19 protein-coding genes and 2 pseudogenes are annotated in these 16,823 nt (G+C 71.9%); 13 read left to right on the top strand and 8 right to left on the bottom strand.

The window, feature by feature from the left end:
• Nucleotides 1-87: 87 nt before the first annotated feature.
• Nucleotides 88-735, bottom strand: coding sequence for a class I SAM-dependent DNA methyltransferase (locus AXW62_RS02215; RefSeq protein WP_060942988.1), 648 nt, complete (start codon nucleotides 733-735; stop codon nucleotides 88-90).
• A 261-nt stretch (nucleotides 736-996) separates the two neighbouring features.
• Nucleotides 997-2,211 (bottom strand): amidohydrolase family protein, encoded by a 1,215-nt coding sequence (locus tag AXW62_RS02210; protein WP_060942982.1) that lies wholly within the window; start codon nucleotides 2,209-2,211, stop codon nucleotides 997-999.
• A gap of 102 nt (nucleotides 2,212-2,313) precedes the next feature.
• On the opposite strand from AXW62_RS02210, the gene AXW62_RS02205 reads away from it, so the two are divergent.
• Nucleotides 2,314-2,781: a MarR family winged helix-turn-helix transcriptional regulator gene (locus tag AXW62_RS02205; protein ID WP_060942981.1), complete on the top strand. Its 468-nt coding sequence runs from the start codon at nucleotides 2,314-2,316 to the stop codon at nucleotides 2,779-2,781.
• A gap of 87 nt (nucleotides 2,782-2,868) precedes the next feature.
• Here the strand turns inward: AXW62_RS02205 and AXW62_RS02200 are convergent, their stop codons facing one another.
• Nucleotides 2,869-3,732 carry a LacI family DNA-binding transcriptional regulator gene (locus tag AXW62_RS02200; RefSeq protein ID WP_060942987.1) on the bottom strand — a complete coding sequence of 288 codons (864 nt, stop codon included), beginning with the start codon at nucleotides 3,730-3,732 and terminating at the stop codon, nucleotides 2,869-2,871.
• A 208-nt stretch (nucleotides 3,733-3,940) separates the two neighbouring features.
• On the opposite strand from AXW62_RS02200, the gene AXW62_RS02195 reads away from it, so the two are divergent.
• Nucleotides 3,941-4,363 (top strand): pyridoxamine 5'-phosphate oxidase family protein, encoded by a 423-nt coding sequence (locus AXW62_RS02195; RefSeq protein WP_060942980.1) that lies wholly within the window; start codon nucleotides 3,941-3,943, stop codon nucleotides 4,361-4,363.
• A 67-nt stretch (nucleotides 4,364-4,430) separates the two neighbouring features.
• On the opposite strand, the gene AXW62_RS02190 is transcribed toward AXW62_RS02195, so the two are convergent.
• Entirely contained in the window at nucleotides 4,431-5,417 is a 987-nt protein-coding gene (locus AXW62_RS02190) for an Acg family FMN-binding oxidoreductase (RefSeq protein WP_060942986.1), read from the bottom strand.
• Between the two features lie 74 nt (nucleotides 5,418-5,491).
• A complete protein-coding gene (locus AXW62_RS02185; protein ID WP_214516834.1) occupies nucleotides 5,492-6,010 on the bottom strand; it encodes a hypothetical protein in 519 nt (172 codons plus the stop codon).
• 643 nt (nucleotides 6,011-6,653) lie between these two features.
• Here AXW62_RS02185 and AXW62_RS46565 point away from each other — a divergent pair.
• Nucleotides 6,654-6,788 carry a hypothetical protein gene (locus tag AXW62_RS46565; protein ID WP_280142927.1) on the top strand — a complete coding sequence of 45 codons (135 nt, stop codon included), beginning with the start codon at nucleotides 6,654-6,656 and terminating at the stop codon, nucleotides 6,786-6,788.
• On the opposite strand, the gene AXW62_RS02180 is transcribed toward AXW62_RS46565, so the two are convergent.
• Nucleotides 6,760-7,722, bottom strand: a complete 963-nt coding sequence (locus AXW62_RS02180) for a phosphotransferase family protein (protein WP_060942979.1) — start codon at nucleotides 7,720-7,722, stop codon at nucleotides 6,760-6,762. The genes AXW62_RS46565 and AXW62_RS02180 overlap by 29 nt on opposite strands.
• Before the next feature lie 307 nt (nucleotides 7,723-8,029).
• On the opposite strand from AXW62_RS02180, the gene AXW62_RS02175 reads away from it, so the two are divergent.
• Complete coding sequence (locus AXW62_RS02175; protein WP_060942978.1) at nucleotides 8,030-8,416, top strand: hypothetical protein; 387 nt, start codon at nucleotides 8,030-8,032, stop codon at nucleotides 8,414-8,416.
• Between the two features lie 400 nt (nucleotides 8,417-8,816).
• Here the strand turns inward: AXW62_RS02175 and AXW62_RS02170 are convergent, their stop codons facing one another.
• Nucleotides 8,817-9,611 (bottom strand): uracil-DNA glycosylase, encoded by a 795-nt coding sequence (locus AXW62_RS02170; RefSeq protein ID WP_060942977.1) that lies wholly within the window; start codon nucleotides 9,609-9,611, stop codon nucleotides 8,817-8,819.
• Between the two features lie 185 nt (nucleotides 9,612-9,796).
• Between AXW62_RS02170 and AXW62_RS02165 the strand changes: the two genes are divergently transcribed.
• Both AXW62_RS02165 and AXW62_RS02160 read left to right on the top strand, forming a co-directional pair.
• Nucleotides 9,797-10,159: a DUF488 domain-containing protein gene (locus tag AXW62_RS02165; RefSeq protein ID WP_060942976.1), complete on the top strand. Its 363-nt coding sequence runs from the start codon at nucleotides 9,797-9,799 to the stop codon at nucleotides 10,157-10,159.
• Between the two features lie 28 nt (nucleotides 10,160-10,187).
• Nucleotides 10,188-10,739: a DUF488 domain-containing protein gene (locus AXW62_RS02160; RefSeq protein WP_060942985.1), complete on the top strand. Its 552-nt coding sequence runs from the start codon at nucleotides 10,188-10,190 to the stop codon at nucleotides 10,737-10,739.
• Between the two features lie 478 nt (nucleotides 10,740-11,217).
• On the opposite strand, the gene AXW62_RS02155 is transcribed toward AXW62_RS02160, so the two are convergent.
• On the bottom strand, nucleotides 11,218-11,790 hold the full coding sequence (locus AXW62_RS02155) for a TetR/AcrR family transcriptional regulator (RefSeq protein ID WP_079105361.1): 573 nt from the start codon (nucleotides 11,788-11,790) through the stop codon (nucleotides 11,218-11,220).
• Nucleotides 11,791-11,936: 146 nt separating this feature from the next.
• Here AXW62_RS02155 and AXW62_RS02150 point away from each other — a divergent pair, with 146 nt between their 5' ends.
• The 7 genes and pseudogenes from AXW62_RS02150 to AXW62_RS02125 all read left to right on the top strand — a co-directional run.
• The gene (locus AXW62_RS02150) at nucleotides 11,937-12,674 is read left to right on the top strand and encodes an SDR family oxidoreductase (protein ID WP_060942975.1); all 738 of its coding nucleotides are present in this window, start codon (nucleotides 11,937-11,939) and stop codon (nucleotides 12,672-12,674) included.
• Nucleotides 12,634-13,143: pseudogene (locus AXW62_RS45360) on the top strand (hypothetical protein); the annotation flags it as partial. The gene AXW62_RS02150 and the pseudogene AXW62_RS45360, both read left to right, overlap by 41 nt.
• A 171-nt stretch (nucleotides 13,144-13,314) precedes the next feature.
• Nucleotides 13,315-14,097 (top strand): OBAP family protein, encoded by a 783-nt coding sequence (locus AXW62_RS02145; RefSeq protein ID WP_060942983.1) that lies wholly within the window; start codon nucleotides 13,315-13,317, stop codon nucleotides 14,095-14,097.
• Nucleotides 14,098-14,136: 39 nt separating this feature from the next.
• Entirely contained in the window at nucleotides 14,137-14,493 is a 357-nt protein-coding gene (locus AXW62_RS02140; protein ID WP_060942974.1) for a winged helix-turn-helix transcriptional regulator, read from the top strand.
• 375 nt (nucleotides 14,494-14,868) lie between these two features.
• Nucleotides 14,869-15,900: an SGNH/GDSL hydrolase family protein gene (locus AXW62_RS02135; RefSeq protein ID WP_079105362.1), complete on the top strand. Its 1,032-nt coding sequence runs from the start codon at nucleotides 14,869-14,871 to the stop codon at nucleotides 15,898-15,900.
• A gap of 425 nt (nucleotides 15,901-16,325) precedes the next feature.
• Nucleotides 16,326-16,538, top strand: coding sequence for a hypothetical protein (locus AXW62_RS02130; protein WP_159060788.1), 213 nt, complete (start codon nucleotides 16,326-16,328; stop codon nucleotides 16,536-16,538).
• Nucleotides 16,523-16,823 (top strand): annotated as a pseudogene (locus tag AXW62_RS02125) (hypothetical protein); the annotation flags it as partial. The gene AXW62_RS02130 and the pseudogene AXW62_RS02125, both read left to right, overlap by 16 nt.

The following is a 16,823-nucleotide window of genomic DNA, read 5'->3' as shown; positions in this document are numbered from 1 at the left end:
AACGGCCGAGGAACACCTGGCCACCGAGGCGTTCCCGCGCGGTCCCCAGCCCACCGGTCCGAGCCGTTGCCATCACATGACCGGGGTCTACGCCTTGCGGGCGAGGAGCTGGACCTCCTGGAACTGCCGCTGGTCGGTGGGGATCGGTTCGATCACCGTGCGGGCCGCCTCGGCCAGGCCGTGGTCACGCAGGAGCGCGGCGAAACGGTCGGGGCACCAGCGGTAGGCCGTTACCACCGCGTGGTCGTAGGCCCGCGTCTCGTGGTGGGGGCCGTCAGTGGCGGGAAAACTGATCAACAGGTGCCCGCCGGGAGCCAGGACCCGGGCGATCTCGGCCAGGACGGCGGGAACGTCCCGCGGCGGGGTGTGGATGACGGACCACCGCGAGAGCACCCCGCCCAGCGCGCCGTCCTCGATGTCCAGCGCGGCCATCGAGCCGACCTCGAACCGAAGCCCGGGGTTCGCCTCGCGAGCCAGCTCGACCATCACCGGGGAGGCATCGACACCGAAGGCGTTCAGGCCCAACCCGTGCAGATGAGCGGTGACGTACCCCGGCCCGCAGCCGAGGTCTGCGACCTCGCCGTCACCGTCCGCCCGCACCAGCTCCGCGAAGGCGCTCAGGAGGGCGCGTTCCAGGGGACGGTCGCGCAGGGAGTCGCTGAACAGCTGCGCGTAGGTGGACGCGATGGCGTCGTAGGACTCACGGGTGGCACGCACGGTCTGCGGTTCGGTCACCCGGAGACCGTAGCGGGTGGAAGACGCACGCACTGCGAGAACGTCCGGCGGAGGGCCTGTGGGGCCGGTCACACGCGGAGCGGATGGCCATGTCGGCGCGATTCCACCAGGACGCCGGCCCGTCCATCGAGCGCACCCGCCGTCGCCCCCGGCCCGGCGACGGCCATGGGCCCGATGCCGTCGCCGCGGCCCTGGTCAACCCGGACGACGCGCACGTCCGCTACGGCGATGGCCGCACCCGCGGAGGACGGCGGACCGCGGTCATTCCGCCAGGCGGGCGCCGCGGCGCCAGATGGCGCGGGTGTTGAGAGTGTCGCTGATGTCGCTGGTCGGGTCGCCGTCGACCAGCAGCAGGTCGGCGCGGAGTCCCTCGGCGATGCGGCCCCGGTCGCTGAGGCGGAAGCGGCGGGCGGTGGTCGCCGTGGCCGCGCGCAGGGCCCGTGCGGGCGTGAGGCCGGCGGCCACGAGGTACTGCAGTTCGTGGTGCAGGCTCGCTCCGTGCGCCAGGCCCCCGAAGAAGGTCTCGGGCATGGAAACGTCGGTGCCGGCCAGCACGTCGACACCGGCGGCGTCCAGAGCGCGCACGGTGTCGTACACGTCGTCGAGCCTGCCCTGCGGGTAGCGGTTGTAGCTGGCGCGCAGGGTCTGGTCCCACGCGCTGTCCAGGCGTGCGGCGACCCGGGGGTCGTCGGCGAGTTCGCTGCCGGTGATCCCCATCATCGAGGCGTTGAGGGTGATGCAGGGAACCACGAACATGCCCGCGTCCTTGATGAGGCCGATGATCTCGGCGGTGTGCGGCTGGTCCATGAACACGTGGACGACGCCGTCGATACCGGCTTCGGCGGCCATCCTGGTGGCCTCCACGGTCAGCGCGTGGGCCACGGTGAGGGCCCCGTACTTCTTGGCTTCCGCCACACCGGCGTTCACGGTGGCCTGGTCGAGCGACGGCAGCCCGGGGTGTCCCTCCACAGTGCCGTCGTCGATCATGAACTTGATGAAGTCGGATCCCCGGGCGAGGAGTTGGGGGACGAAGGCGGCCGCTTCCTCCGGCGTGGTGGAGAACGGCATCAGGGGCATCACCGGGGGGAGTTCCCACTTCGGCCGGAATCCCTCGGGCATCAGCTCACTCGGGTGACCGCCGGGCGGGGTGATGCCGAAGCCGGCGGAACGCACGTCGGCCACGGTGTCGTCCTCGGTGATGTGCGCCCGGTTCTCCCGGGTGTGCATCCCCTGCATCTCCAGTTCGGTCGTCACCCCGAACCGCAGGGCGAGTGCCAGGGAACCCGGGGCGGAGTGAACATGTGCGTCGATGAGTCCCGGCAGCAGGGTGGCGCCGCTGCCATCGACGATCTCACTGTCCCGGGGGGCGTCGCCACCGACACGGGCGATCCTCCCGCCGTCGATGACCACGGTCCGCACGCCGACCGTCTTCTCCCCGTCGAAGACCCGGGCGTTGGTGATAGCGGTGAGTGCCATGAGCGGCCCGCCTCGTTTCTTGCTCGCCAGTATTTGCATACCGGATGCTATGCACTTGCCAGAGGGTATGCAAATGTCCGGGCGCGGGCTAGACTCGGGCACATGAGCAGCGCGTCTTCCTCCGAGCAGCCCCCCGACGACCGCGCGCTGGACCAGATCGGCCCGGCGCTGTCCCGTCTGCGGCGACGCGCGCCCGCTTCGAGCAAGGACCTCTCCCGCAACCTCGTACTCAATGTGATCGCCGATGCGCCGGGCGAGCTGACCGTCGGTGGCCTCGCCGCCGAGATGGGCGTCGCCCAGCCGGTGGCCAGCCGGACCGTCGCCGCGTGCATAGCCGACGGGTTGCTGCGCCGTACGGCGTCCCAGTTCGATGGACGCCGTACGGTGCTCGAACTCACCGAGCACGGCGAGGCCGAACGCAACCGCTTTGCCGCTGAGCAGCGAAAGGCGTTCCAGGAGATCACCGCTGCCTGGTCACCGGAGGAGCGGGTTCAGTTCGCACGCCTGTTGGTCCGATACGGCGCCGACGCCACCGCGTGGTCCAGGAAACAGGCCACCAGGCGCGACTGAGCGCGGCGACCGCCCTGGTCTGAGGGTGCGTCAGGCCCCGGGCACGCGAAGCGGCTTCGCGGTGCGCGGGCTCGCCGTCGCTGTCGGTCAGGCGGGTGCGGGGCCCGTCGTCCCGCGTTGCACGAAGTGGGCCGTCGCAGACCAGCGCTCGGCGGCGGGCCGGCCGTCGATGTGGTCCAGGGCGGCTTCCGCGACCAGTACGCCGTAGCGGTGTACGTCGACGGTCATGGTCGTCAGCGGGGGCGAGGCCAGCCGGCAGAGAGTGGAGTCGTCCCAGGCGATCAGTGACAGATCGGCGGGGACCTCCAGGCCCAGGTCCTTGGCCGTGGCCAGTCCGGCGACCGCCATCACGTCGTTGTCGTAGAGGATCGCCGTGGGCCGGGGGTTCCGCTTGAGCAGTTCGGCGGTGAGCCGGGCCCCGGACTCGGCCGTGTAGTCGCCGTCGACGACCACCGCCTCGATGCCCGCCTCCCGGCACTCCTCCTGCTGAGCCGCGGTACGGGCCTGGGTGTGCAGCAGGGACCGCGGTCCCGCGACACGAGCGATGACGCGGTGTCCGAGTTCCGCCAGCCGGGCCATGGCGTCGCGGACCGGGCCGCGGTCGTCGGTGCGCACGGTCGGCAGGCCGGGGTCGTCCCGCCAGGTGCCGACGAGGACCGCCGGCAGACCCAGCTCCCGCAGAACGGCCGGCCTTCGGTCGCCCTCGGTGAGGTTGACCACGACCACCGCGTCGACCAGACCTCCCTCCGTCCACCGGCGATACGCGGCGATCTCCTCCTCGTACGTCGGGACGACGTGGAGCAGCACCGACATATCGCGCGCCACCAGGCTCTCCTCCATCCCGGCGATGAACTCCATGAAGAACGGTTCCGCGCCCAGCAGGCGGGTCGAGCGCGCGAGGACGAGGCCCAGGGCGCCCGGCTCGGCACGGTCGCGGTGGGCAGGTGTCATCTGATCTCCGGTGTGGCGTGGCAGAGCGCGCACAGATACGGTGGGCCGTCCGGCCTCACCCTCCGGCCCGGCGGTCCCCGGTTTCCCGTCCGGCCGGATCACCAGGTCCGGTACGAGGTCGTCCGCGCGCCCCGGCCGGAACAGCCGGCGCAGGGCAGAGGCCATACGGCCCTAACGGTGCCCCCGCCGGGGACGGCAGCATGGACCGATGTTCCACAACGAAGGCTTTCACGTACTCGATCGGCAGGAGTGCCTGCGCCGGCTGGCCAAGGTGCCGGTCGGTCGCGTCGTGTACACGCGGCAGGCGCTGCCCGCGGTGCTCCCGGTCAACTTCTCCCTGGACGCGGACTCCTCCGTGCTCCTGCGCACCTCGGCCGGCTCAGGTCTCGTCCACGCCATCGACGGGGTCGTGGTGGCCTTCGAGGCCGACGACTTCGACGCCGCGGCCCGCTCCGGGTGGAGCGTCGTCGTCACCGGCCGGGCGGCCGTGGTCACCGACCCCGCCGAACTCGAACGCCTCTCCCGGGTCGGCCCACGCTCCTGGGTGGTCACGCGCGATGACGTCCTCGTCCGCGTCGAGTCCGAGATGGTCACCGGCCGGGAGGTCACCGGCGCGCACGGCGCGGCCTGACCGCGCCGCGACGGGCAACCGCCCTGAAGGGCACTCACCTCACGGAGCCGGGGCCACCCACCGCCGCTCACGGCGATTCGGCCGCGGCCTGTCCGCGGGCCCGGGGCGTGCGGCCGCCGTCCGGCCCGTAGCCGAAGCGGATCAGCAGTTGGGGATGGCAGCCCCGGCGCGGGTGGCCGATGGCCGCGCGCAGGTCCGGCCATTCCATCGCCTGGTGAAGGAGCGAGGTGCGGACGCCGTGCGCCGTTGCCGTCAACAGCACGTGCTGCAGGGCCTGGCCCGCGGAGAGCCAGTCCTTCCTGCGGTCGTGTGAGGTCCACAACAAGGCGACCTGGGCGTGGCGTTCGAAACGCAGGGCGGGCGGATGCAGTGTGGGGAACGGGCCGGTGAAGTCCCGCATCGGCATGCGTCCGGCCGCGTCCTGCGGGCCGAGGGCCGTGACCGGGATGCCGTACGGCCTGTCCGACCCCGGTGCCGTGATCCAGGCGCGTGCTTCGGCGGTGCGCGACGAGTTGGCGTGGTTGCGGGCCTCGGCGACGGCGGTCAGGTGCAGCAGCCGCCGGGTCCCGGCGATGTCCGGCAGACACAGGCGCGCGCCCTCGGTGCGCGCCGCCTCCGACATTTCCGTCACCACCGGGTCGGGCACCGGGCGGCCGGTGAACGGCATGCGGCTGGTGTGCCGCCGGGCGATGGCGTCGTACAGGTCCAGCCTCCGCCGGGGGTGGTCGTGCGGACCGATGGGGCCGGCGAGCCGCACGACGGCTATCAGATCGGGCTCGCTCGGGTCGGGGAGCAGCCGCACCTCCGGGTGGTGTCGCAGGTGCAGGGCGGCGGCTTTGAGGTTGAACACGGCCGCGCCCATGGACAGGTGCTGTGCGCGGCCGTCGGGGTCGGCCATCGGCAGCGACCGTTCCCGCACCGCACGGACCTCCAGCGCGTGGTTGTCGGGGTTCACCCGGAAGCGCCAGGGCTGTGTGTTGTGGATGGACGGCGCCGCCACGGCCGCGGCGAGCAGCGTCTCCAGGGCGGTCGCGTCCAGGGAGGGGGTGAACACCATGCTTCCTCGCTTCCTCTCTCGTTCGAGATCACCGGCGCCTGTCGGCTTGCCAGGACCCGGGGGCGCCGACTTCATGGGGCGGGCAGGGCGGTGGCGAGCAGGACGACGCCCGGGGAACCGGCCGGCGAGCCGACGGCAAGCGCCCGGGCCAGTGCGGGGCGTCCCTCGGCGTATGCGACGCCATGGCCGGCGGCGGCGGGCATGACCAGGGCGAACAGCCCGAGCTTGGTCGCCAGGGCGCGCCCGTAGCCGGGGTCGGTGAGCGAGGCCCAGGTGACGCCGGTGTGCCAGGCCATGGCCCAGCCGGTGCCGAGGTGGAGGGGCAGGAACACCGCCCCGGTCAGCAGTCCGAAGCGACGTCCCGCCCCGGCCGCGAAGGTGTCCCCGGCAACCGCGGACAGCATCCGCCGAGCCACCGGCAGGACCACCAGCGACAGGACCAGCTGTCCGCCCACCCACACCACCGCACCGGTCACATGGCAGGAAGCGCACCAGGGACCACAGGCCGACGGCGTCCACTGCTCGCTCACCTCCACCATGCCCCTGGCCCCGGACGCGGCGTGGCGCATCTCGTGGCCGAACGAAGGCAAGGAGTGGGGGCCGGTCGCGGGATACGTGGTCTGGGCGCATCCCCCTCGGGCAGGGGCCGAGTCCAGCACCTGCGAGCCGCCGGACCGGCCGGGCCCGGACGGATAACCGCCCTCCTTGTCGACGGTCGGTGCGCGGTGTGCGTCCGGCCGCCCGGGAGTCAGGGCGGACGTGGCGGGCGGCCGGACGCTGACCGGTCCGGCCCGCGTGCGGCGCCCGCCACGGGGAACGGCGGTGGAGACGGCCGAACGGGCGCTCGGTGCGGTCGTACACGGGATACCTCCGGATCGGTCGGCACCCAGCGTCCGGCATCGGGCGGTCTCGGCGCGGCGGCCAATGAGCCCGTCCATCGGGGCCAACGGTCCTTCGTCCCACGGCCGCCTGGGGCTGAACGGGTTGGTGCGGCCGCCGCCATGGCCGGGGACGGCGGCGGCCGCGGCCGGATCGCCGGACGGCCGAGCCGTGGCCGCCGGACCGCGAGGACCGGCCTCACCGTGCCGCGGCGGTCGGCGCCCCGGGCCGGACGGCCTCCGGGCATCGCCCACCAGGCCCTGATCGCGGCTCCGGAGCGGGCCGAAGCGGACTTCCGGACGGGAACGTTCGGCCCCGGGCTCGGAGCGGGCCCGGCGCCTAGCGTTCATGACCATGGAGGACGACAAGAGTGCCCGCCCGCCGCAGCGGCGCGCGGGCGGGGGCCCCGAGGAGCTGGAGCGGACGTACGTCGAGACGTTCGACCTGCGCCGCAGGAGCATCAGCCCAGCGCGTCCATCACGGCGGTGACATAGGCGTCCAGCCGCTCCTCCACGGCGCGCGTCGTCAGCTCTGGCCTCCCCGCCTTCCGCCATGCCTGCGCCACCCACCGCACTTCTTCCGAGGCGGCCAGCGCGTCCCGCACCTGCCAGTACAGCCGCTCGCCGGCGGCCGCGGCCAGCACCCCGCCGGCCTCCTCATACGCCTCGGTGAACCGCAGACCCCACGCCGGGCCGTGCAGCAGCGCGAGATTGACGGAGCAGTGCGCCACATCGAGATCCGCCGGGCCCCAGGAGGCAGCCGCCCAGTCGACGACGCCGGTGATCCGCGTACCCGCCGACCCTGACGGCGGCACGTCGAACAGCACGTTGCCGGGTTGGAAGTCCCGGTGCAGGAACCGCCCTTCGTAGGGCGGCGCGGGCTCTCGGATCACGTCGATCGCCGCGGCCCATGCCGCCGCGTCGGCGCCCTTCGGAACCACGACGGTGTCGGCGGTCGTCAACGCCACGTACTCCCGGGGCCGCTCGGCGGGTCGCAACGCGTGGATCGCCACGAGTTGACGGGCCAGCAGAGGGACTCGCGTCTCCACCCCCTCATCGCCCAGGACCGTCCGGCCCGCCAGATGGGTCATCAGCAGCGACGGATACTCGCACTGCGCGGCGGTCGGATCCACCGCGACCAGTCCAGGAGCCGGCACGCCGGTCCCGGTGACCAGGGTCAGGGCACCGGCCTCGCGGTTCAGCCCATCCTCGGCGCGCTCCACGTAGAACGGGTCGACGAAGCTCCGCAGCACCAGGTCACGGGTGGCTCCGTCCCACGTGCCGACGGTCAGCCTCCGCATTTCGGCGGTGATGCCGCCGTGCAGCACCTCGGTTCGGACGACCTGTTCGCCGGTCTCCAGGTGCCGGTTCACCCAGGCCAGTGTCAACGGCCGGACGGCCCCCGCCTCGTCGTGGTTGGTCACCGTGCCACCTCATCATCCGGACGGCTGCGACATTACCGATCCAGGGGACCACATGCCTCCCCACCCATGAACCCTCCCGGTTGGAGGCGACGTTGACGATCGCACCGCCTCCCGAGGAGGAAGTGGGCCCAGCTGTCGCAGTGGACGGGAATCACCCGGCGGGCGCCGAAGGTCCGGGCCGCGTCGGCGGCCTGCGCGCTGCCGAGGCGATCAGCGCACCGTCGAAGAGGGGCCGCGGCTACCGATACCGTGTCCCGGGATAATGAGGGCGATCACTACAGCCACGCATCTCCCTGGGGGGACCCTTATGACACCCAGCCGCCGGCTGACCGCCGTCCTGAGCGCGCTGCTCGGCACGGTACTGCTGCTGGCCGCGCCCACATCGGCGATCGCGGCCCAGCAGCCCACGGCGCGAGGACAGATGGTCAACACCACCGCCGACACCGCTCTGTCCCACACCCCGCACGCCCACAAGCACACGAGCGCCACCCACCGCCACTCCACGGCCCAGCCCGTCCGGAGCGTGTCGGTGAGCAAGGAGAAGCCCAAGAAGGAGGGCAAGAAGAAGCGCGGGTTCTTCAAGAAGCTGGGCATTTTCCTGATCGTGCTCCTGATCGTCTTCATCGTCATCGTGGCGCTGGTGATCTGGCTGATCGTCCACTTCGTACGGAAGGCGTTCCGCCGCCGCCGCTGACACACCAGGCGTTCCGAAGGGCCGGCGCACGCGGTGGCGTCGGCCCTCGGCGTTCCGGTGGCCGACGTCCCGTTCCACCTCCGCCACCGAGCCGGGCAACGCCCAGGACGCGGCCCGTCACCACGGAGCGGACCGGTCCGGCGCCGGGGCCATGGACTTCCGGCCGGGCCGGCCGGGCTGGCCGGGCTGGCCGGGCTGGCCGGGCTGGCCGGGCTGGCCGGGCTGCTCGAGACCGTGCGGGCGAGGGGGGAACACGGAGCGAGCAGTGCGCGCGCTGCCGCCACCTGGGCGCCGCGCCCATCGGCTCCCCGCTCTCCACGGCCGCGACCGGGCCTGGTCGCGGGCTCGGCCGGACCGCCGCCCGGGTGGGCACTCACGCGGTCGTGGCCGACGGTGCCGCTCAGGCGCCCGGCCCGCCGTGGTACAGCCGTACCGGGAGCCCGCCGACCCGGGCTCCGCGGCGCAGCACATCGCGGAGCATGGCGGGGGTCAGGGTGCGGGTGGACATGTTGCGCTGGCTGGGGTGGTAGCCGCCGACCAGGTGCAGCGGCCGTCCGCCGCCGGAATGGGCGAGCAGGACCTCGGCTCCGTGTCCGAAGACCGGGCGCGGGCGAGGCTGCTGCCATCCCGCGTCCGTGAGCACCGGCAACAGCGCCTGCCAGGCGAACGCGCCGAGCACCACGATCGCCCGCAGGGCGGGCCGCAGCAGTTCCAGTTCGCGGGCGAGCCACGGCCGGCAGGTGTCCCGCTCACCGGTGGTGGGCCGGTTGCCGGGCGGGGCACAGTGCACCGGCACCGTGATCCGCACCCCGTACAGCTCCAGCCGGTCGCCCCGGTGGGTGGCAGTGGGCTGAGAGGCCAGCCCGAGGTCGTACAGGGCGGCGTACAGCGCGTCGCCCGAGGGGTCACCGGTGAAGATGCGCCCGGTGCGGTTCCCGCCGTGCGCGGCCGGGGCCAGGCCGACGATCCCCAGCGGTGCGTCCGCCGGGCCGAATCCGGGCACCGGCCGCGCCCAGTACTCCCAGTCCCGAAACGCCCTGCGCTTGACCCGGGCGGCTTCCTCCCGCCAGGCCACCAGGCGCGGGCAGGCCCGGCAGGTGGCGATCGCCGCGTCGAGTCCGTCCAGCGAGCCGGCTCGGGGAGCGGTGCGCGCGGGGAAATCAGGCTTCTGTGTCGTCCGGCGGCTGCTGCGCATGCTCGGCCTCCTCCTCGCCATGGTCGCACCGGGCGGTGGCCGGGTGCTCCCGGCCGCGGTCCGATCGGCTCGCGCGGGGGTTCGCCGATAGAGTGGGCGCGGCAGGACACGTCCGTATGCGGTGCGGTACGCGCCGTCCACCGGCCCCGGGCCGGGGCGGCCGATCTGGTTCGGAGGGTGCCGTCATGGTCAGGCAGATCACCTACCGGCGGGTCTATGAAGAGTCCTCTCCGGCCGACGGCAAGCGTGTCCTGGTCGATCGGGTCTGGCCGCGGGGCATGCGCAAGGAGGACGCTCACCTGGACGAGTGGCTGCGCGATATCGCCCCGTCCAGCGATCTGCACACGTGGTACGCGCACGAGCCCAGCCGTTTCACCGAGTTCCGCCGCCGCTACCCGGCCGAACTGCGCGATGCCGGACACCGGCAGGCCGCGGAGCATCTGCGGGACCTCGCCGCGCACGACAGGCTCACGCTGCTGACCGCCACCCGGGACGTGGACCGCAGTCAGGCCGCTGTCCTGGCCGAATGGCTGGCCGGGAAGCAGTGACCGGCGCATCGGACCCGCACCGCGTGTGATGCGCCCCGAATCGCCGAGGACGGCCGCGGTGACACTGCTGACGTTCGGACACGGCACCGCGGGGCGCGAACGGCTGGCCGCGCTGCTGCACGGCGCCGGTGTACGGGCCGTCGTCGATGTACGGACCGCGCCCGGCAGCCGGCACAACCCGGACGCGGGCCGTGGAGCACTGCCGCGGTGGCTGCCGGAGGAGGGGATCGACTACCGGTGGGAGCAGCGGCTGGGCGGCTTCCGGAAAGTGGTTCCGGACTCCCCTGACGTCTTCTGGGAAAACGCTTCTTTCCGGGGATACGCGGGCTACACCCGCCACCCGGACTTCCTGGCGGCCATGGAGGAGTTGCTGCGGCAGGCGGCCGACGTCCGTACCGCCGTGATGTGCGCCGAGTCCGTGTGGTGGCGCTGCCACCGTCGGATCATCGCCGACTTCGCGGTCCTGGCGCGGCACGCCCGCGTGTGGCACGTGGCCCATGACGGCCGGCTCACTGAGCACCGTCCGACGGCGGGCGCCCGGCTGCGCGAGGACGGGCTGCTCGTCTACGACCGCGGGTGACCGCCGCCGGTGGCGGAGGAGGGCTCACCGAGGTCGGCCGGTCCAAGGCCCGGTGCGCCTGACGGTGGGCTTGGCGTGCCGTCGGGCTCGGGCGCGCCCCACCTCCGGGGTGGAGGTCACCGGCCCGGCTTCCGCGGGGTGCGGTACGGCGTGGCGCACTGACGCCGGAGCCCCCTCGCGCCCTGCCGGTCCTCATATGCTCGCCGCGCCTCCCGGTGGGACGGGATACGCCCGCGCGACGGGCCCCGCGGTAGCCCACGGCCCATGCCGCGCCGGCCTGGGCGGCGGCCTTTGCCGCCCTCCAGGCCGGCGACGCGTACGACGCAGCGGCCGCTACGGCCTCACCGCCGGCGTCCCGGCCGCCGGCGCCCTGCGCCCGCTGCGCGACCCGGACGCGCCGGAGCTGGACGAGGACGACGACAGCGCGGAATGGCCGCCCGAGGCCCTGCGGTGGTGGACCGGACCGACGCACGCGTCCTCACGGGCGGACCGTGAGGCCGTCCAGGGTGAGGTCGAGCAGGCGCTCCGCTTGCTGTCGGTGTTCGGCACCCGCCGAGGTGAGGGCGATGCCTTCCAGGGCAGCGCCGAGGTCGGTGGGCCGGATATCGGTGCGGATCGCCCCGGCGGCCGTGCAAGCGTCCATGAGTGAGGTAATGGCGGCCTGGATCATTTCCCGGCTGTGACCATAAGGATTGCTTCCCGTCGCGGCGATGGCGCGCAGGGCGTCGATCATGCCGTACTTGGCGGTGACGTAGTCCAGGAATAGGCGTGTCCACGCGCGCAGGGCCTCCACTGGCGGCTTCTGCGTGAGGAGAACGGGGGCGGCATCGCACAGGTGGGCCACCTCGTTGCGGTAGACCGCCTCGATCAGGGCCTCCCGGGTGGGGAAGTTGCGGTACAGGGTCGCACTGCCCACGCCCGCCTCCTTCGCGATGCGTTCAAGGTGCGCGTCCAGCCCCTCTGTCGTGAAGACGCGTACAGCGGCCGTAAGGATCTTCTCCCTGTTCCGCCGTGCGTCAGCCCGCAGCGGCCGAAGCGTTCCGTCGGTCATCAGTGCTCGCCATCCCCTCTTCGAAGCCCTCTCGAACTTGCTAACCGGATACGCCCCCACTTACTGTGGACTAACTGGGGACACCTCCGGTTTCACTGTAGGTCACCGCACTGACCTGCGCGCACCCCCAAGAAAGGAAGCCGATCATGTCGGGTATCCAGGGCAAAGTCGTCGCGATCACAGGTGCCAGCAGCGGCATCGGGGAGGCAACCGCGGCCTACCTCGCCGAAAAGGGCGCCCGGCTCGTGCTCGGAGCCCGGCGCGCGGACCGGCTGAACGCCGTCGTGGACGGCATCACGGCGAAGGGCGCCACCGCCACCGGCGTCATCGTCGACGTCACGCGCCGCGAAGACCTCCAGCGCCTGACGGACACGGCCCTCAACCAGTACGGTCGACTCGACGTCCTCGTCTCCAACGCGGGCACGATGGCCGTCTCGCCGTTCGACGACCTGCGCCAGGATGACTGGGACGCCATGGTCGCCACCCACATCACCGGCCTGCTCAACGGCATCGGGGCGGCTCTGCCCCTCTTCCGCCGGCAGCGCTTCGGCCAGTTCGTCAACGTCGGCTCCACCGCGGCCTACGTCGTCAAAACCCCCCAGGCGGTCTACGCGGCCACCAAAACGGCGGTGAAGGTGCTTACCGAGGGTCTGCGCCAGGAGTCGGGACCCGACCTGCGCGTCACCCTCGTCTCACCCGGCTTCACCCATACCGAAGGCATCGGCAAGGGAGCCAGCCCTGAAGCCGCGGCCGCGATGACCCGGCAGCGGGACGAGATCGCCATGCCGCCCTCGGCGGTTGCCTCCGCCATCGGCTACGCCATCGAACAACCCGACGGCGTCGATGTCAGCGAGATCGTCGTCCGCCCCACCGCGCAAGCCTGACAGCGGCGAGCCGGGCTACCCGAAACCGCCCCCCTGTCGGCGGCTGACCGTCGTCTGCGGACAGGTCGCCGACGCGTCCATGAACCCGTGCCATCCGGGGGTTCGCGGCGGCTCGAATCCCATCAGATCCGATGGTGATTGCAGACAGGGTTCGGTGACACATAGGGTCCGATCCTCCGTACGGAAGAGGCCCTCGGTGGCGAACCCGGTCTTCAAGCGGGTCTCGACCGACCAGCAGTCGACTGCCCAGGCAGAACCTGGCCCTTACCGAGGCCGGGATCGAGGACCCGGTCGTCTTCGAGGAGGACCCGGGCACCTCCAGTCGCCTCCACCCCTCCAGCGCCCGAGGTTCCGCGAACTGCTCACCTACGCGCGGCCGGGCGACACCGTGCACATCTCCGAGATGTTCCGCCTCGTGCGCGGCACCGGGCACATCCTCGACCTGCTCGACGTCCTCCACCGCGACCAGGTGGCGCTGCGGCCCGGCGTGCGGGGCACCGCGGACACCGCGAGGAACGTCGTCGCGGCAGTGGAAGCCGGCCTGGCCGGGCCCCTGACGCCGACAGTGGCGGGACGGGGCACGCCCTCTTTTCGCCCCGGTGGGCCGTTACGGCCACCGGGCACGGGGCACTCGCCACCCATGGCAATCACACAGGGCACGCACCGCCGGCGCGGCTCCGGCCGGGCGCCGGCGATCGGCATCGGTGTCGCGGCGGGTGTGACCGCCGCGGCCGGTCTCCTGCTCGGCCGCAAGGCGGCAACGATCAGCAAGATCGGCAAGGGGCACCCGCTCAAGCACCGCGCACTGGACCTGGCGGCCGGCGCGATGCAGCCGAAGTACCCGCTCGACGCGATGAGCACCTACCTCAACGGCTTTCACCTGTACGCCGACGACATGGGCCGGCAGGTGGAAGCCACGCACTTCTGCATCCATCTCCAGCACGACCTGCACCAGTGCGTGATCTTCGACCGCAACGCGCCCGACGCCCGTCTGATCGGCATCGAGTACATCATCAGCGAGGAGCGTTTCCGCGGCCTGCCCGAGGACGAGAAGCGGCTGTGGCACAGCCACCACTACGAGGTCAAGTCCGGCATCCTCACCGCTCCCGGCATCCCCGACATGGCCGAACACGCCTACTTCGAGGATCTTGTGACCACGTACGGGAAGACGTTCCACACCTGGCAGTACGACCGTGACGACTTCCCCTACGGGATTCCGCAGCTGATGATGGCGTTCACCGAGGACGGACAGGCCGCGGACGAGATGATCCGGGCCCGGGACGAGAGGCTCGGCATCTCGACGTCCCGCAAGCGGCAGAACCGGGCGGACGTGCCCATGCCGGAGGTGGCGGCGGGCGCCAATGCGTGGGAAAGCGGCCGGACGGTGCAGACGCGCCTCGAGGAGACGGACTTCGAGCGCTGACCGTTACGGCCGGGTCCGCGGCCACCGCTGCCACCCGAGGTGTTCGACGAGCTGTGCCCGTCCTCCCTGCTGCCTTTCCGCTTCGGTGACACATGGGCACCCATGGTCCTGCGCTGCCTGGACGACGGCCCGCGCAGATACTCCGCACTCCGCGTGCCACCGGGCCGTGTCATCCCGAAGGCGCTCGCCCGGTTGCTCCGCCGCTTGGAGCGCAACGGGTTCGTGTCACGCACGGTGCACGCCGCCCCGAAACTGCGGGTGGAGTACGCGCTGACACCGCTGGGCTGCGGCATGCTGGAGCCGCCGGCCGCCGCGTGCCGATGGGCGACCGAGCACTGGGACGAACTGCTCGACGCCCGTGAGGGCGGCGAGGGCGGGGGCTCCCCCATCGGCTGACTCGACCCTGCGTCGACCGCGTCGGAGGGCGGCACGACGCGTACCCGCCGTCGCGGAGAACGCGCCGTCGTGCCACGCACGAGGCGGAACATCTCGGAGATGGGCACGGTGTCGCCCGGCCGCGCCTACGCCGGCAGCGCGCGGAACTCCGGCTGCTGGAGCGGGTGACCGCAATCGCCCTGCCGATGACGTCCTCGCGGTGCCCAGGAAGCTGACTCCGCATCCCGGAGCCGTGCTGTGCGGCCACCATCAACCCCAGCGCCACCATGGTCCGATTGATCCCCGAGGCCGCATACGTAGCGTTCCGACTCGCTCGCCTCACTTTGCGGGCCTCGACGAAAGGGCACAGCCATGTCTTCGGCCATGTCTTCGGCCATGCGTAGGACGACGAACACCCCCGTGGCACGGCGGCTGACCGCCGCGGCCGTGGCGTTGGGCAGCTGCCTGGCGCTCGCCGGCCCGGCGGGAAGCGCCGACGCGGCGCCAGCCGACCCCGTACCGACTGTCTTCTTCGGCGACTCCTACACCGCCAACTACGGCATCGCGCCCTGGCACCAGGACGGCGACAGGTTCCTCTGCTTCCAGGCGGAGGAGAACTATCCGACCGTCGCCACCCGGCGGCTGGCGGACAAGGGTCTCACGCTCGACGTCCAGTCGGACGTCTCCTGCGGAGGCGCACTCAGCCACCACTTCTGGGAGGAGCAGGAGCTGCTGCCCGGCAGCGGCCTGAGGGTCCCGCCGCAGCAGGAAGCGCTCAAGGCCGACACCCAGCTGGCCGTGGGCAGCATGGGCGGCAACACGCTGGGTTTCACGCGCATCCTGAAGCAGTGTTCCGACAAGCTCCGGAGCCCGGAGCACGCCCTGCTGCCGGGAGAGCCGGTGGACCCGGATGAGCCGGCCGCCACATGCCGCGAGTTCTTCGAGTCCGGTGACGGGAAGCAATGGCTGGACGATCAGTTCGAGCGGGTCGGATGGGACCTGGAGGAGATGCTCGAACGCATCCGGTACTTCTCCCCCGACGCGCAGCCCGTCCTGGTCGGCTACCCCAGGCTCGTGCCCGAGGACACCACCAAGTGCCTGACCCCGGCACCCGGCCAGACGGAGCTGCCGCTCGCCGACATCCCGCAGGACGCCCTGCCGTTCCTGGACCAGATCCAGAAGCGGCTGGACGACACGGCGAAGAAGGCCGTCGCGGACGCCGGCGCCGACTTCGTCGACCTCTACGCCCATACCGGGAGCAACACGGCGTGCGACGGCGTCAACCGGGGCATCGGCGGCCTGCTGGAGAACTCCCAGATCGACATCGGCGGCCAGAAGCTCCTGTGGTACGCGCACCCCAATGAGCGGGGCCGCGACATCCAGTCCGAGCGCGTGGCCGACAAGGTCGAGCAGGTCCTCAACCGGTAACGGGCCCGCAGCCCCTCTCCAACGGCACCCACTTCGCCCGCGGAAACGTCATCCCACTACGCCCGCTACCTGACCAGCCCCGCGTCAGGGTGTCCGCACCCGGCCCCGGCGCCCCCCGGGGGTGCGCCGGGGCCGTTTCGCTGCTACAGCCGGGCTCCGGGGACGTCCATGCCGGCGGTCCGAGGCGCCCGGTGTCCGCGGCCCCGCGCGTTCGCCGTGACCAATGCGCCTCGGCCCGGCCCGGCCGTCACTTGCCCAGGGTGGAACACCCACATGCAGGACTTGGCCCGCGGTGCATCCGCTACGAACTCGGCTGACTCCGCCCGCGGTTGAACTTCGTGGTGCGTTGACTTCAAGGAGAGGGGCGAGAAAAATTAGGGAAGGCTAACCTAACGTCAGCCTGGAGGGCGGGTATGCAATGGTCGATGATCATCAAGTACGGCGTCGGGTACGGGCTGGTGCTGAGCGTCCTGTTCACCGCGGCGGTGTTCGCCGGGGCAGCGGTCAGCCGGGACTTCCTTCTCAACGACTACCCACCGGCTATCCAGGAGCGGTACGGGAAGCCCAAGAGTGCGCGGGGTCGGCGGGTGGCAGTGCTCTTCGGCGTGTTCGTGTGGGGTGCGTGCTGCGTTCCCTGATGGTGGCAGCGATGATCGGGCTGGACGGGGCGCTGGACGACGGCCTGGCCTTCTTGCCGGCGGCGGTCTGCGCGGCGCTGGTCTTCGCCACCCTGACCGTCTACGACCTGGTTGTCTTCGACTGGATCATTTTCGCGGGCCTGCGTCCACGCCTGCTGGTCCTGCCCGGCACGGAGGGCATGAGGGAGTACCGGGACCTGCGCTTCCATCTCATCGCCGCGCTTAAGGGCAGCCCTCTGATCATCTTCGTCGGCCTTGCCACGGGCGGCCTCGCTGCCTCGTTCG

It is taken from the genome of Streptomyces hygroscopicus subsp. hygroscopicus (genome assembly GCF_001553455.1).
Lineage (GTDB): Bacteria > Actinomycetota > Actinomycetes > Streptomycetales > Streptomycetaceae > Streptomyces > Streptomyces hygroscopicus.
The sequence above is the reverse complement of the archived record's forward strand: the minus strand, read 5'-3'. Positions and strand labels throughout refer to the sequence as shown.

Bases quoted from the DNA above. Each gene is read 5' to 3' on its own strand.
- AXW62_RS02135 (WP_079105362.1), top strand. From the start codon at position 14,869: ATGCGTAGGACGACGAACACCCCCGTGGCACGGCGGCTGACCGCCGCG.
- AXW62_RS02170 (WP_060942977.1), bottom strand. From the start codon at position 9,611: ATGCGCAGCAGCCGCCGGACGACACAGAAGCCTGATTTCCCCGCGCGC.
- AXW62_RS02200 (WP_060942987.1), bottom strand. From the start codon at position 3,732: ATGACACCTGCCCACCGCGACCGTGCCGAGCCGGGCGCCCTGGGCCTC.
- AXW62_RS02175 (WP_060942978.1), top strand. From the start codon at position 8,030: ATGACACCCAGCCGCCGGCTGACCGCCGTCCTGAGCGCGCTGCTCGGC.
- AXW62_RS46565 (WP_280142927.1), top strand. From the start codon at position 6,654: ATGGAGGACGACAAGAGTGCCCGCCCGCCGCAGCGGCGCGCGGGCGGG.
- AXW62_RS02210 (WP_060942982.1), bottom strand. From the start codon at position 2,211: ATGGCACTCACCGCTATCACCAACGCCCGGGTCTTCGACGGGGAGAAG.
- AXW62_RS02145 (WP_060942983.1), top strand. From the start codon at position 13,315: ATGGCAATCACACAGGGCACGCACCGCCGGCGCGGCTCCGGCCGGGCG.
- AXW62_RS02165 (WP_060942976.1), top strand. From the start codon at position 9,797: ATGGTCAGGCAGATCACCTACCGGCGGGTCTATGAAGAGTCCTCTCCG.
- AXW62_RS02150 (WP_060942975.1), top strand. From the start codon at position 11,937: ATGTCGGGTATCCAGGGCAAAGTCGTCGCGATCACAGGTGCCAGCAGC.
- AXW62_RS02205 (WP_060942981.1), top strand. From the start codon at position 2,314: ATGAGCAGCGCGTCTTCCTCCGAGCAGCCCCCCGACGACCGCGCGCTG.
- AXW62_RS02155 (WP_079105361.1), bottom strand. From the start codon at position 11,790: ATGACCGACGGAACGCTTCGGCCGCTGCGGGCTGACGCACGGCGGAAC.
- AXW62_RS02130 (WP_159060788.1), top strand. From the start codon at position 16,326: ATGATCATCAAGTACGGCGTCGGGTACGGGCTGGTGCTGAGCGTCCTG.
- AXW62_RS02160 (WP_060942985.1), top strand. From the start codon at position 10,188: ATGCGCCCCGAATCGCCGAGGACGGCCGCGGTGACACTGCTGACGTTC.
- AXW62_RS02195 (WP_060942980.1), top strand. From the start codon at position 3,941: ATGTTCCACAACGAAGGCTTTCACGTACTCGATCGGCAGGAGTGCCTG.